At 66.4% G+C, this 12501-nt stretch carries 13 protein-coding genes; 8 read left to right on the top strand and 5 right to left on the bottom strand.

Translation table 11 applies throughout. From position 1 onward, the window contains the following. Positions 1-51: 51 nt before the first annotated feature. The 4 genes from AC07R1_RS04425 to AC07R1_RS04410 all read left to right on the top strand — a co-directional run bounded on the left by AC07R1_RS04425 (position 52) and on the right by AC07R1_RS04410 (position 5457). A complete protein-coding gene (locus AC07R1_RS04425; protein ID WP_495110188.1) occupies positions 52-960 on the top strand; it encodes a LysR family transcriptional regulator in 909 nt (302 codons plus the stop codon). 292 nt (positions 961-1252) lie between these two features. Next, positions 1253-2734, top strand: coding sequence for an APC family permease (locus tag AC07R1_RS04420; RefSeq protein ID WP_495110187.1), 1482 nt, complete (start codon positions 1253-1255; stop codon positions 2732-2734). Between the two features lie 99 nt (positions 2735-2833). Further along, positions 2834-4030, top strand: a complete 1197-nt coding sequence (locus AC07R1_RS04415) for an iron-containing alcohol dehydrogenase (protein WP_053151554.1) — start codon at positions 2834-2836, stop codon at positions 4028-4030. Next, positions 4027-5457 carry an aldehyde dehydrogenase family protein gene (locus tag AC07R1_RS04410; protein ID WP_053158387.1) on the top strand — a complete coding sequence of 477 codons (1431 nt, stop codon included), beginning with the start codon at positions 4027-4029 and terminating at the stop codon, positions 5455-5457. The genes AC07R1_RS04415 and AC07R1_RS04410 overlap by 4 nt, the downstream gene beginning before the upstream one ends. A 9-nt stretch (positions 5458-5466) precedes the next feature. Here the strand turns inward: AC07R1_RS04410 and AC07R1_RS04405 are convergent, their stop codons facing one another. Further along, complete coding sequence (locus tag AC07R1_RS04405; protein WP_019093986.1) at positions 5467-6363, bottom strand: LysR family transcriptional regulator; 897 nt, start codon at positions 6361-6363, stop codon at positions 5467-5469. A 144-nt stretch (positions 6364-6507) separates the two neighbouring features. Between AC07R1_RS04405 and AC07R1_RS04400 the strand changes: the two genes are divergently transcribed. Next, a complete protein-coding gene (locus AC07R1_RS04400; protein WP_011061199.1) occupies positions 6508-7059 on the top strand; it encodes a GNAT family N-acetyltransferase in 552 nt (183 codons plus the stop codon). Here AC07R1_RS04400 and AC07R1_RS04395 read toward each other — a convergent pair. Further along, positions 7052-7972, bottom strand: coding sequence for a carbon-nitrogen hydrolase family protein (locus AC07R1_RS04395; protein ID WP_011061198.1), 921 nt, complete (start codon positions 7970-7972; stop codon positions 7052-7054). The two genes, AC07R1_RS04400 and AC07R1_RS04395, sit on opposite strands and share 8 nt — an antisense overlap. An 84-nt stretch (positions 7973-8056) precedes the next feature. Between AC07R1_RS04395 and AC07R1_RS04390 the strand changes: the two genes are divergently transcribed. Continuing rightward, complete coding sequence (locus tag AC07R1_RS04390; RefSeq protein WP_368995139.1) at positions 8057-8992, top strand: LysR family transcriptional regulator; 936 nt, start codon at positions 8057-8059, stop codon at positions 8990-8992. On the opposite strand, the gene AC07R1_RS04385 is transcribed toward AC07R1_RS04390, so the two are convergent. Next, the gene (locus AC07R1_RS04385) at positions 8964-9218 is read right to left on the bottom strand and encodes a hypothetical protein (RefSeq protein WP_011061196.1); all 255 of its coding nucleotides are present in this window, start codon (positions 9216-9218) and stop codon (positions 8964-8966) included. The two genes, AC07R1_RS04390 and AC07R1_RS04385, sit on opposite strands and share 29 nt — an antisense overlap. A gap of 197 nt (positions 9219-9415) precedes the next feature. Between AC07R1_RS04385 and AC07R1_RS04380 the strand changes: the two genes are divergently transcribed. Then, the gene (locus tag AC07R1_RS04380) at positions 9416-9736 is read left to right on the top strand and encodes an ElaB/YgaM/YqjD family protein (protein WP_011061195.1); all 321 of its coding nucleotides are present in this window, start codon (positions 9416-9418) and stop codon (positions 9734-9736) included. A 58-nt stretch (positions 9737-9794) separates the two neighbouring features. Here the strand turns inward: AC07R1_RS04380 and AC07R1_RS04375 are convergent, their stop codons facing one another. Then, a complete protein-coding gene (locus AC07R1_RS04375; RefSeq protein ID WP_019093987.1) occupies positions 9795-10832 on the bottom strand; it encodes an Ldh family oxidoreductase in 1038 nt (345 codons plus the stop codon). A 201-nt stretch (positions 10833-11033) separates the two neighbouring features. Continuing rightward, a complete protein-coding gene (locus AC07R1_RS04370; protein ID WP_011061193.1) occupies positions 11034-11303 on the bottom strand; it encodes a PepSY domain-containing protein in 270 nt (89 codons plus the stop codon). A 151-nt stretch (positions 11304-11454) separates the two neighbouring features. Between AC07R1_RS04370 and AC07R1_RS04365 the strand changes: the two genes are divergently transcribed. Beyond that, positions 11455-12468 carry a FecR family protein gene (locus AC07R1_RS04365; protein ID WP_011061192.1) on the top strand — a complete coding sequence of 338 codons (1014 nt, stop codon included), beginning with the start codon at positions 11455-11457 and terminating at the stop codon, positions 12466-12468. The last annotated feature ends 33 nt before the right edge of the window (positions 12469-12501 follow it).

Raw genomic sequence — 12501 nt, 5'->3', positions numbered from 1 at the left:
AGGGCATTCTTCCGCTCTTTACGGACAAAAACGCTGCAATCGAGGTGAACGATGGACAACCTAAACGGCTTGCAGGTGTTTGTCAGCGTGGTCCAGAGCGGTAGCCTGGTGGGCGCCGGCGAGCGCCTGGGGCTGTCTGCCTCGGCGGTAGGCAAGGCCCTGGCGCGCCTGGAGCAGCGCCTTGGCGTGCGCCTGCTGAACCGCAGCACCCGGCGCATCAGCCTGACCGATGAAGGCGCGCTGTTCTATGAGCGCGGCCAGCGCATCGTCGCCGAAGTCCAGGAAGCCGAGGCCGAACTGGCGCGGATCAGCGACAAGCCCCGGGGCCGGCTGCGGGTCAGCCTGCCGGCCATCGGCTATCGGATGCTGCTGCCGATCCTCCCGGAGTTTTCCGCGCGCTACCCGGACATCGAGCTGGACCTGGATTTCAACGACCGGCTGATCGACGTGATCGCCGAAGGCGTGGACGCGGTGATCCGCAGTGGCGAGCTGCCGGACTCGCAACTCAAGTCCAGGAACCTGGGGCCCTTCGGCTTCGTGCTGGTCGGCGCCCCCGGTTACTTCGCCCGGCGCGGCACCCCGCGCACGCCCCGGGACCTGGAGCAGCACGCCTGCCTGCGCTACAAGTTCCCCGGCGGCAGCTTGCTGCAGCAATGGAGCCTGCGCCTGCCCGACGGAGCCCCGCCGCTGGTGCTGGGCAGTGCCCTGACCAGCAACAACCTGGAATCGCTGATCCACGCCGCCACCCAGGGCCTGGGCATCGCCTACGTGCCCGAGTTCGTGGTCTGCGGGGCCCTGGCCAATGGCAGCCTGGTCGCGGTGCTGGACGACTACCAGCAAGAGCGCGGCAAGTTCTCCATCCTCTGGCCCAGCAGCCGTCACCTGCTGCCCAAGCTGCGGGTGTTCGTCGACTTTCTCGGTGAACGGCTGGAGCTGGGCAAGCACCACGCTTCCCGCTGATATCCCCTCGATGCCTGGCGCTGGCCGGGCAGTCGCCGGCCCCTGCAAAACATCAGCAAATGCAGATGCCAGCTTACCAATCCATGTATTCATCTTGATGTTTGCCCGCCGTAAGCTCGTCCTGGCCTGCTGCTGCAGGCCAGGCAATGTCGGTACGCCAAAAACAACAGCTAAAGGCCATCCCAATAACAATCTGATCTGCCGACTCCAGGAACCGCTATGTCAACTACCCCATCACGCCGCCCTTGCGTCGGCCTGCATCGTGGCGCCCGCCCCTTGAACGAGGTGCGCCATGACTGACTTCCTGCCCGCTCCGGGCACCGATGAACACTTGCTGCACCACCAGGGCTATCGCCAGGAGCTGCACCGCGGCCTGTCCCTGTGGTCGTCGTTCTCCGTGGGCTTTGCCACGGTCTCGCCAGTGGTGGGGATCTATTCGGTGATGGCCCTGGGCGCCATGAGCACCGGCCCGTCCTGGGTCTGGATCGTGCCCCTGTGCCTGGCCTTGCAGATGCTGGTGGCGCTGGTCTATGCCGAACTCGCCTCGCAGTACCCCCTGGCCGGCGGTTGCTATCAATGGGTCAAGCGCCTGGCTGGAGACCGCTGGGCCTGGTTCACCGGCTTCATGTACCTGGCCTCGGCCCTGGCTTCCCTGACCACCGTGGCCTACCTGGGCGGGTTCTGGCTGTGGCTGTTCGTCACCGGCACGCCGCCTTCGGCCAATGCCCAGGTGGCCAGCGGCGCCGTGCTGCTGGCGTTGGGGCTGGGGGTCAACCTGTTGGGGATCAACCCGCTGAAGTACTTCGTCAACGCCGGGATCATCGCCGAAGCCATCGCCTCCATCGGCATCGGCGTGCTGTTGCTGCTGTTCTTTCGCAACCACTCCTGGTCGCTGCTGCTGGAAGGCCTGGGCAACAGCGTCAGCGGCGATGGCACCTACCTGAGCGGCTTCGTCACCGCCATGGCAGTGGGCGGCTGGGCCTTTCTCGGCTTCGATGCCTGCTCCCAGGTGTCCGAGGAAACCGCCGATGCCCGTACCTCCACGCCGCGGGCCATCCTGCGCTCGATGCTGCTGGTGGGGCTGACGGTGATGCTCACCGCCTTTGCCGTGACCCTTTCGTTCACCGACACCGCGGGCCTGGTGGCCGGCCAGGTGGTGGACCCGGTCACCCCGGCGGTGGTGGATGCCTTTGGCGCCTGGGCCGAGCGGCCCTTCGTCGGCGTAGTACTGGTGGCGTTCATTGCCTGCGTGGTCTCGGTGCAGACCTATATCGGCCGCGCGGTATTCGGCATGGCCCGGGACTCGATCCTGCCCGCCTCGGCGTTCCTGCGCCGGGTGGATGGGCGCAAGGTGCCCTTCGCCGCCATGCTCGTTTGCACCCTGTTCGCCAGTTTCGGCCTGGCCCTGGGCCTGAACGCCACGGCCGTGGGCACCCTGATCGCCTTCGGCAGCGGGGGCTTCTTCATGGTGTTCCTGATCGTGATCGGTTGCGCCCTGGTCCATCGCCTGCGTGGCCGCTGGCGGCCCGACGCCGGGGTCTTCAACCTCGGCCGCTGGGGCCTGCCGGTGAACCTCGCGGCCTTTATCTGGCTGCTGTTCGAGAGCGTCAACGTGGCCTGGCCGCGGGAATCCCTGGCGCCGCCCGGAGCGCCCTGGTTCCAGGTCTGGGCAGTGGTGCTGGTGTTCTCGACCCTGGCCGTGCTGGGCCTGATCTACATGGTCCTGGCCAAGCCCTACCTGCGCCGCGACAGCAGCGCATCCGACCGCGGCTGAATCCTCATGCGCTGTCAGCGACAGCGCATTCCCTCCCCGCTACTGGCCCGGCGCCTGCTGCGCCGGCCGCTTCACGCCTGATGTTTCTGGAGACCATCGATGCCCCCGTCCATCCACTACTGGAACTACCCCACCGAGATCTTCTGCGGCGCCGAGGCCCTGCACGGCCTGGCCCAGCGCTGCGCCCTGCTGGGCATGGCCAGGCCCTTGCTGGTCACCGACCCGGGCATGCTCGAACTGGAACCCTTTGGCCTGTTGACCGCGCACCTGGAGCAGAGCCGCCAGGGCTTTGCGGTATTTGCCGAACTGGCCAGCAACCCGAGCCTGGACGATGTGCAGCGCGGCGTCCAAGCCTTCAGGGCCGGCGGCCACGACTCGCTGATCGCCCTGGGCGGCGGCAGCGCCATGGACGCCGCCAAGGGCATCGCCCTGGCCGCCGTGGACCCGCAAGGGCTGCAGCGTTTCGAGTGGTCCCGGGTGATCGAGCATTACCCGAGCCTCAGTGACTTTCCGCGCCTGGGCCTGCCGCCCCTGATCGCCCTGCCCACCACTGCCGGCACCGGCTCCGAACTGGGCCGCGAAGCGGTACTGACCGACAGCCAGCAGCAGGTCAAGCGGGTCATCAGCCACCCCGAACTGCTGCCCGCCTGCGTGATCCTCGACCCGCTGCTGACCCGCGGCCTGCCGCCCGCGCTGACCGCCGCCACCGGCATGGATGCCCTGACCCACCATATCGAGGCGTTCTGCTCGCCGCTGTACCACCCGATGTCCAGCGCGATTGCCGTGGAAGGCATGCGCCTGGTGCAGCAGCACCTGCGCCGGGCAGTGAGCCACGGCCAGGACCTGGACGCCCGGGAAGGCATGCTGGTGGCCTCGGCGATGGCTGCGGTGGCCTTCCAGAAGGGCCTGGGGGGCGTCCACGCCCTGGCCCACCCGCTGGGCGCCCGCTATCACCGTCACCATGGCCTGCTCAATGCCGTCCTCCTGCCCTATGTGCTGGTGGCCAACCAGCCGGTGATTGCCGAGGAGATCGGGCGCCTGGCCCGTTACCTGGACTTGCCCCGGGGGGATTTCCAGGGGTTCCTGGACTGGATCCTGGCCCTGCGCGCCGAGCTGGGCATCCCCCACTGCCTGGCGGATATCGGCCTGGACAGCCATGAAGCCGAGTGGGTCGGGGCCCAGGCCCTGGCGGATATTTCGTCCTCCGACACCAATGCCCGACCGCTGAGCGCAGCCGACTACAGCCAGATCTTCCGCAACGCCGTGCACGGCGTCCTGCCAGGAGCCCGCCCATGAAACCGGCCTTGTTTATCGATGGCCACTGGGTCGATGGCGACGGCGCGCTGATGCCGGTGCATGACCCGTCCCTGGGCCAAATCATGGCCCAGGTACCGGCGGCCAGCGCCCATCAGGTGAACCTGGCGGTGCAGGCCGCGCGCCGGGCCCTGCCCGGGTGGCGCAGCCTCAGCGGCGCCCGGCGTGCCGAGTACCTGCAAGGCTTCGCCCGGCACCTGCAGCAACGCCGCGAAGGGCTGATCGCCCTGCAGATGCGCAATAACGGCAAGCCGCGGCACGAAGCCGAACTGGACCTGGACGACGCCATCGCCACCTTCGACTACTACGCCGGCCTCGCTGCCCAGCTGGACGCCCGCCAGGATCAACCGGTGCCCTTGCAGGCTCCGGGCTTCAGTGCCCACTGCAGGTTCGAGGCCCTGGGCGTGGTGGGGCTGATCGTGCCCTGGAACTTCCCCCTGGTCACCAGTGCCTGGAAGCTGGCCCCGGCCCTGGCCGCGGGCTGCACGTTGGTGCTCAAGCCCTCGGAAGTGACGCCTCTGATCGAACAGGTCTACGGCGAAATCGCCGACGCCCTGGGCTTGCCGGCGGGCGTGTTGAACCTGGTGGCCGGCGCCGGCGAAACCGGCGCAGCCCTGAGCCAGCATCCGGGGCTGGACAAGCTGTCGTTCACCGGCAGCACTGCCACCGGCCAGCGAGTGATGGCCAGCTCCGCCGCCTTCTGCCGGCCACTGACGCTGGAGCTGGGGGGCAAGTCGCCGATCCTGGTGTTCGCCGACGCCGACCTGGACCAGGCAGTGCACTGGATCATCGGCGGCTTTTGCTGGAACGCCGGGCAGATGTGCTCGGCCACCTCGCGCCTGCTGGTCCACGAGTCGATTGCCGATGCTTTGCTGCAGCGGTTGCGCAGTGCCCTGCTGGCCCTGCGGGTCGGCAACCCCCTGGAGCAGGAAGTGGACATGGGCCCCCTGAGTTGCCAGGCCCAGTGGCGCACGGTGTGCACCTACCTGGAACAGGCCAGGAACGAGGGCCTGGAATGCCTGGTGGGCGGCCATGCCCTGCCCGGGCCGGGCTGGTTCGTGGCGCCCACGGTGTACACCGATGTGCCCACCAGCAGCAGGTTGTGGCAAGAGGAGATCTTCGGCCCGGTGCTGTGCATGCGCCGTTTCAGTGACGAAGCACAGGCCCTGGCCCTGGCCAACGACAGCGCATTCGGCCTGGTGGCCACTGTGATCAGCGCCGATCTGCAGCGCGCCGAACGGGTCGCCGCCGCCCTGGACGTGGGCCACGTGTGGATCAATTCACTGCAGGCGGTGTTCGTCGAAACCTCCTGGGGCGGCACCAAGGGCAGCGGCATCGGGCGGGAACTGGGCCCCTGGGGGCTGGCTGCCTATCAGTCGATCAAGCACCTGACCCGCTGCCTGGGCTGAAGCGCGGGATCAGCCGCCATGCTCTGCCAGCAGGTCGGCGATAAAGGCCTTCAGCGCTTCGCCACGGGCATGCCCGGCGTGGGTGATCATGCTGTGCTGCACCTCGTAGCGCAGCGTCTCGGGGTGCAGCACGCGCATCTGCCCGGCCGCGACCCAGGGCTGGGCATAGTGGCTGGGCAGGTAGCCCAGGTGGGTGCCCGCCAGTACCCCGTGGACCACCGCCTCCATGTGGTAGGCGGTGGCCGAGGCGCGCTGGGGCGTTACCGGCAGCACCTGGTTGGCGGGCAGGAAACCGTGCTTGATCCAGTCACAGGCCTTGATGTGCGCAAGCTCTGGCTCCAGGACAGGGAACAGCGGGTGCGAGGCGCCGCAGAACAGGGCGATTTCCTCGGCGTACAGCGGCTGATAGTCGAGGGTCGGCAGGCTGCGGCTGAAATAGGAAATGGCCAGGTCCAACTGGCCGTCGATCACCGCCCGCTCAAGCTCGGTGGGCGAATTGATGAACACATGCAGGTGCAGGTCGTGCTCGCGGCGATAGAAGCGCGCGATGGCCGCGTCGATGCGTGCCGCGGGCAAGGTGGCGATGTTGTCCGCCAGCCCCAGGTACAGATCCCCCACCAAACGCCCGGACAATTCCTGGGCCTCGCTCTTGAACGCCTCCACCGCGCCGAACAGCGCCTGGGCCGCCGCCAGGATCCGCTGGCCCTTCTCGGTCAGGCGAAAGCCGCCCTTGCCGCGCTCGCACAGCCGATAGCCGAGGCGTTTTTCCAGGCTGGAGATGTGCATGCTGATATTGGACTGGCTCATGTTCAGTTCGGCCTGGGCCGCGGTGAAACCGCCGCACTTGACCACTACGGAGAAAATCCGCAGCAGGCGCAGGTCCATGTCGGTGACGTTTCTAAGCACAGGGGGTTTCCAGGAGTCGCGGGGCTGAACCAGGGGGCTATTCAACGGCAGCGCCCGGGCCGCGTCAAATCCATCACGGCTTGCGTGATCGATGACATTGCAGGGACTATGCAACGCCTTCTTGCCACCTTGGATCGCTTGCCAATGGACTCACACCCCACGCCCGCGCTGTGCACCGAACGCTTGCTGCTGCGCCCCCTGGAACTGGCGGACGCCGACGCCATCCAGCAGCTATTCCCCCAGTGGGAGGTGGTGCGCTACCTCAACGCCCTGGTGCCCTGGCCCTACCCGGCCGACGGCGCCCTGAGCTTCCTGCGGGACATGGCGCTGCCGGCGATGGCCCGGGGCACGGAATGGCACTGGACGCTGCGCCTGCGCAGCAACCCCGGGCAGATGATCGGCAGCATCAGCCTGATGGACGAAGCCGACAACAACCGCGGCTTCTGGCTGGCCCCGCCGTGGCAGGGCCAGGGCTACATGAGCGAGGCCTGCAAGGTGGTGGACCACTATTGGTTCGAGGTACTGCAACGGCCCTTGATGCGGGTGCCCAAGGCCGCGCCGAACCAGGGCTCGCGGCGGATTTCCGAACGCGCGGGCATGCGCCTGATCCGCTCCGAGGACGGTGAGTTCGTCAGTGGGCGATTCCCCGTGGACATCTGGGAAATCACCCGCGAGCAATGGCGCCGGCTCAGGTAAAGCGCACCCCGGGACGGGGGCGCTGGTCCACCGTCAGTTCGAACACATCCGGGCGAGCGTAGTGGCCGACCACGTCGTAGTCATAGCGCGCCCGCACCAGGTCGGCGGTATCGATCTGCGCGCTGATCAGCCCGGCCCGGCCCACCAGGGGGCCGGCCAGTACGTCCCCCATGGGCCCGACGATCACGCTGCCGCCGGCAATCAACGGTCGTTGGGCCGGCCAGTTGGCAATCTCCAGCCCCAGCTCTTCGGGCGAGGCCTGCACCTGACAGGCGCTGACCACGAAGCAGCGCCCCTCGTGAGCGATATGGCGCATGCTCACCTGCCACATTTCCCGCTCGTCCACCGTGGGCGCACACCAGACTTCGATGCCCTGGGCGTACATCGCGGTACGCAGCAGCGGCATCATGTTTTCCCAGCAGATCACCGCGCCCACCCGGCCGACCTGGGTGTCCAGCACCGGCAGGGTCGAGCCGTCGCCCTTGCCCCAGATCAAGCGTTCGGTCCCGGTGGGCATCAGTTTGCGATGCTTGCCCGAAAGCCCCTGCTGCGGGTCGAAATACAGCGCCGTGCAGTACAGGGTGCTGCCACTGCGCTCGATGACACCCAGCACCAGGTTGGCTCCGGTACGGGCGGACAGCGCGGCCAGGGCATCGGTTTCCACCCCGGGCACCTCGATGGCATTGGCGAAGTAGCGGGCAAAGGCCTCGCGGCCCTCCGGCAGGCGATAGCCCAGCTGGGTGCCGAAGCCTTCGCCCTTGGGGTAGCCCCCCAGCAGCGCTTCGGGCATCACCACCAACTGCGCGCCGGCTTCGATGATGGCGGCCTCGTACGAGAGGATCTGTTCCAGGGTGGCGGCCTTGCCTTCAGGCAAGGCCCCGATCTGCAGGGCAGCGACAACGGACTTGGGCATGGGATGACTCCTTGAGCAATCAGGTGTTGCCCATTCTGCTGCGGCCCCTGATCATCGATAAACCCCACTCCAGTGCTTAATGATATGAACCAGATGAATATCGCCAGTGTCGACCTCAACCTGCTCAAGGCTTTCGAGGCGCTGCATGACGAGTCCAGCGCCAGCCGCGCCGCCTTGCGCCTGGGGGTGACCCAGTCGGCCATGAGCGCTGCCCTGCGCCGGCTGCGCGAGCTGTATGGCGACCCGCTGTTCGTGCGTACCGGGCGCGGGCTGGCGCCGACCCTCAAGGCCAATCAGTTGAAGCCCGTGGTCAGCGAAGCCTTGAACAAATGCCGCCAGAGCCTGGCCATGGTCGCCCCCGACACCGCCGACTATCAGGGCCGCTCGGTAACGCTGGGGCTGTCGGATGATTTCGAGATTGCCTATGGCCGGCAGATGATCGAGGCCGTGGCCCGGCGGGCGCCGAAGCTGCGGCTGATCTTTCGCCAGAGCCACAGCCAGATCGTCGCCGAGGCGCTGTTGCAGCGCAGCGTCGACCTGGCCATCAGTGCCGGCGGCTTTGCCGAACGCCTGCTCAGCCGCCAGGTGCTGGGGGAAGGCCATTACCTGTGCCTGGCAGACCCGGCCAGCCTGGCCCCCGGGCAACAGCAGATCAATCTTGAGGAGTTTGTCGCACGGGAACACCTGCTGGTGTCGTCCCAGGGGTTTATCGGGATTACCGATGAAGGCTTGGCCAACCTGGGGCTGAGCCGCCAGGTGTGCGCCTCGACCACGCACTTTGCCGCCTTGCCCTTTCTGCTCAAGGGCAGCCAGGCGGTGGCGACCATTCCGGCCCATGCCGCCCGGCGCATCGCCGAACTCACCGGGCTGCAGTTGCTGCCCTGCCCCCTGGCCCTGCCGCGCTACCCGATCGAGCTGGGCTGGCGCACCAGCCCGCAGACCGACCCGCTGCTGGTGAAGGTACGCGAGGCGATTGTCGAGAGTTTTGCCCTTACTTGTTCGCCGCCATCAGGCGATTGACTTCACTGCGCACCATGTTCGAGTACTCCGGCGGCGACATGCCGTCGAGCTCGGCGCGGACCCACTCGGCCCACTTGCCCTTGCGCTTGCCACGCTCGCCGAACAGCCGCGCGGCCTCGCCCTTGGCCTTGCCCAGGTTGCTCTGCCACAGGTCGAACAGACGGGACTTCTCGTCCTCGATGGCGGCGCGCTCGGCCAGGGTCTTGTTAGCCAGATTGAAACTCATGGGAAATTCCTGCTGCGTAAAATAGGCGCCATCTTACACTGTAGGGGCTACGGGTTTTACCCCGGGGTCGCCAAGGGGGCGTAAAACAACTGCAACTTTTGCCCCCGCGCCAGACTCCATTGCTTGCTACCCATTCACCTGTAGCCGCTGGCGGATGCGTTGTGCACCAGCGGCGATATTTCCAAGGAAAAAACTTCATGGCTCGTAAATCTGCCGCGCAAGCGGAAAACGATCAAATCAAGGACCAGGCCTTCAGCGAACTGCAGGCGCTGATCGAAGAATCGGAAAAGCTGCTCAAGGGCAGCGCCAGCCTGGTGGGCGAAGAAGGTGAGAGCCTGCGCCAGCAAGTCAGCCTCAAGCTCAAGCAGGCGCTGGATTCGGTCAGCAATGTGCGCGAGCGCAGCAAGCCGGTGGTGGATGCCACCGAGCAGTACATCGGTGGTCACCCGTGGCAGACCGTGGCCATCTCCGCCGGTTTCGGCCTGGTGGTAGGCCTGTTGCTGGGCCGTCGTTCCTAAGCCCCCGTGCAACGTTGAGGCCAGGTACGCCAATGGCGGCCTGGCCTTTTTCATGCCTTCAGTCCTGGGCCAGCGCCCGCAATTGCTGCAGCTGCTCGGCGGGAATGGCGATGCCCGCGTGCTGCGAACGCTCGCGCTGCTGATGCCGGCGATCCCCCGGCAGGCGCTTGAGCCCCACCGCATGCATCTGCCGCACCAGCTCCTGGCTGCGCTCGGCAAAACTCTGCCCGGCGGCCTTGCTCGGGTCGATGACGATCAGCAACTGGCCGGTCCAGGGCGTCTTGGCCCCCGGGTGGCCGGACCAGTCGAATTCGAAGGAAAAGTTGCCCCCGGTCAGGGCTGCCGCCAGCAGCTCCACCATCATCGACAGAGCCGAGCCCTTGTGCCCGCCAAACGGCAGCAAGGCGCCACCTTCAAGAATCGCCTTGGGGTCCTGGGTCGGCTGGCCCAGGCTGTCGACACCGATGCCCGGCGGCAGGCGCTCGCCCTTGCGCGCGGCGATCTGCACGTCGCCATGGGCAATGGCGCTGGTGGCCAGATCGAAGACGATCGGCTGGCCCTGGGCCTGGGGTGCGGCGAAGGCGATCGGGTTGGTGCCGAACAATGGCCTGTCGGCGCCGTGGGGCACGACGCAGGTCATGCTGTTGACCACGCTCAGGGCCACCAATCCTTCCTCGGCGAAGGGTTCGACATCCGGCCAGAGTGCGGCGAAGTGGTGCGAATTGCGGATAGCCAGCACGGCGATACCGGCGCTGCGGGCCTTGCTCACCAGTAGCTCGCGGGCGGCAGCCAGGGCCGGCTGGGCAAAGCCGTTGCCGGCGTCGACCCGGACAAAGGCCGCCGCCACATCCTCCACCACCGGCACGGCCTGGCCGTCGACCCAGCCACTGGCCAGGGTCGAGACATAACCGGGAATGCGGAACACGCCATGGCTGTGGGCTCCGTCGCGCTCGGCGCCGGCACAGTTCTCGGCCAGGCAGCGGGCCACTTCGGCGCGGCAGCCGTGGCGTTGGAAAATCGTTTCCAGCAACTGCACCAGGGCCGGTAAAGAAAGGTATTGGGGCGGTGTTTCAACAACCACGGACGATGCAGACATCTGAAGCTCCAGAGTAATTATTGGAGGGGGCGACAGCGTGTGAACCTGGCGATTAAACAACGCCGCACTCCAACCCTGTCAACCACTGCCGGCGCCTTGCAGGGAAGGTGCCAGGATGGCCGGAACAACCATCCCCCTGGAGCAAGAAAAAGCCCCCTGTGCGCTGCCGTGGCAAGGCACAGGGGGCTGTATCAGCCTGGCTCAGTCCTTCTGGTCGCGCAGCACATTGCCCGAGGCGCCGTCGATGCGAAACTCATAGACACTGCCATCGGACTTGCGCCCTTCGCCTTCCCAATAGCCATCGTTGTCCGCTTCGATCTTGTAGATCTCCACGTAGCCGGCTTTGGTCTTTGCGGTTTCAATGGCTTTTTCAATGGTGATCCAACCGGCCCCCGGACGGTCGGCCAGGGCCGCTCCAGCGCCCAGCAGGCTGGCGGTGGCAAGCAATGCGGCAAGCGTCTTCTTCAACATGGTCCATCTCCTTGTGTATTCACTTTCGATACAGAGCCTGGTTTTAGGGCGTGCCAGATGAAAATAAGTTCACTTTGATGCTCATTAGCCATGACGGTTGTTCTCCAAGACTTGCCGCGGAGGGTAGAATGCGGGAAATCAGGAAGAGTCAATGAGCGAACAGATCCTCTCAGAAGCCGAATACGACGCCATCACCCAAGCGGCAGCCCAATGGTGCATGCGCCTGCATGAACCCGACTGCAGCGACGCGGAGCGTCTGGCCTTTCAGCAATGGCATGATGCCGACCCCCTGCACGCCTTCGAATACGAGGCGATGCGGGAAATATGGGAAGTGGCCGATCAACTGCCCCCCTCCACCCTCACTGCCGCACCAGCCCCCGCACCGGTCAAGCTCGTTCCCCGGCGCACCTGGCAGCAGTATGGCGTGGCGGCGGCCATCGCCCTGTGCGCCCTGCCCCTGGCCGCCTACAGCGGCTGGGAACTGGGTTGGGTGCCGTCCTCCTACCAGCGATTCGAAGCCGGCGACAGCCTGCGCAGCGTGACCCTGGCCGATGGCAGCCAGGTGCAACTGAACCTGGGCAGCACCCTGACCTACAGCAACTACAAGGACCAGCGCCGGGTCACCCTGAAAAAAGGCGAAGCCTTCTTCAAGGTCAGCCACGACGCCAGCCACCCGTTCGTGGTCAAGGCCGCCAATGGCCAGGTCAAGGTCACCGGCACCCAGTTCAATGTGTGGATGTACGAGGACCAGGTGCGGGTCACCCTGCTCCAGGGCTCGGTCCTGGTGAGCAGCAACACCGCCCTGCCCGGCGAAGGTTTCCGCCTGGAGCCGGGCATGCAGGCCAGCTACAAGGCCGGCGACTACCAGCCGCAGATCAGCCAGACCTACAGCAACGACAGCTCCCTGGCCTGGCGCGAAGGCAAGCTGGTGCTGGACAACCTGGCCCTCACCGACGCCCTGCCGCTGATCAACCGCTACCTGGACACTCCGGTGCAGGTCGCCGACGCCAACACCGGCAAGATCCGCGTCGGCGGCATCTACAACACCCGGGAAATCAAGAGCCTGCTGACCTCGCTGCCCAAGGTGCTGCCGGTCTACCTGACGCGTAATCGCGATGGCAACCCGGTAATCAACTCACTGCCCCAGTCCCCGCCAAAAAGCTGAAGGCCGCCCCGTTGCCGGGGCGGCCTCCTCTTG

The sequence above is a fragment of the Pseudomonas sp. GW821-FHT07F01 genome (assembly GCF_059418825.1).
The sequence above is the reverse complement of the archived record's forward strand: the minus strand, read 5'-3'. Positions and strand labels throughout refer to the sequence as shown.

Excerpts from the sequence above, each read along its gene's own strand:
- AC07R1_RS04425 (WP_495110188.1), top strand. The coding sequence starts at position 52 with ATGGACAACCTAAACGGCTTGCAGGTGTTTGTCAGCGTGGTCCAGAGC.
- AC07R1_RS04420 (WP_495110187.1), top strand. The coding sequence starts at position 1,253 with ATGACTGACTTCCTGCCCGCTCCGGGCACCGATGAACACTTGCTGCAC.
- AC07R1_RS04415 (WP_053151554.1), top strand. The coding sequence starts at position 2,834 with ATGCCCCCGTCCATCCACTACTGGAACTACCCCACCGAGATCTTCTGC.
- AC07R1_RS04410 (WP_053158387.1), top strand. The coding sequence starts at position 4,027 with ATGAAACCGGCCTTGTTTATCGATGGCCACTGGGTCGATGGCGACGGC.
- AC07R1_RS04400 (WP_011061199.1), top strand. The coding sequence starts at position 6,508 with ATGGACTCACACCCCACGCCCGCGCTGTGCACCGAACGCTTGCTGCTG.
- AC07R1_RS04395 (WP_011061198.1), bottom strand. The coding sequence starts at position 7,972 with ATGCCCAAGTCCGTTGTCGCTGCCCTGCAGATCGGGGCCTTGCCTGAA.
- AC07R1_RS04390 (WP_368995139.1), top strand. The coding sequence starts at position 8,057 with ATGAACCAGATGAATATCGCCAGTGTCGACCTCAACCTGCTCAAGGCT.
- AC07R1_RS04385 (WP_011061196.1), bottom strand. The coding sequence starts at position 9,218 with ATGAGTTTCAATCTGGCTAACAAGACCCTGGCCGAGCGCGCCGCCATC.
- AC07R1_RS04380 (WP_011061195.1), top strand. The coding sequence starts at position 9,416 with ATGGCTCGTAAATCTGCCGCGCAAGCGGAAAACGATCAAATCAAGGAC.
- AC07R1_RS04375 (WP_019093987.1), bottom strand. The coding sequence starts at position 10,832 with ATGTCTGCATCGTCCGTGGTTGTTGAAACACCGCCCCAATACCTTTCT.
- AC07R1_RS04370 (WP_011061193.1), bottom strand. The coding sequence starts at position 11,303 with ATGTTGAAGAAGACGCTTGCCGCATTGCTTGCCACCGCCAGCCTGCTG.
- AC07R1_RS04365 (WP_011061192.1), top strand. The coding sequence starts at position 11,455 with ATGAGCGAACAGATCCTCTCAGAAGCCGAATACGACGCCATCACCCAA.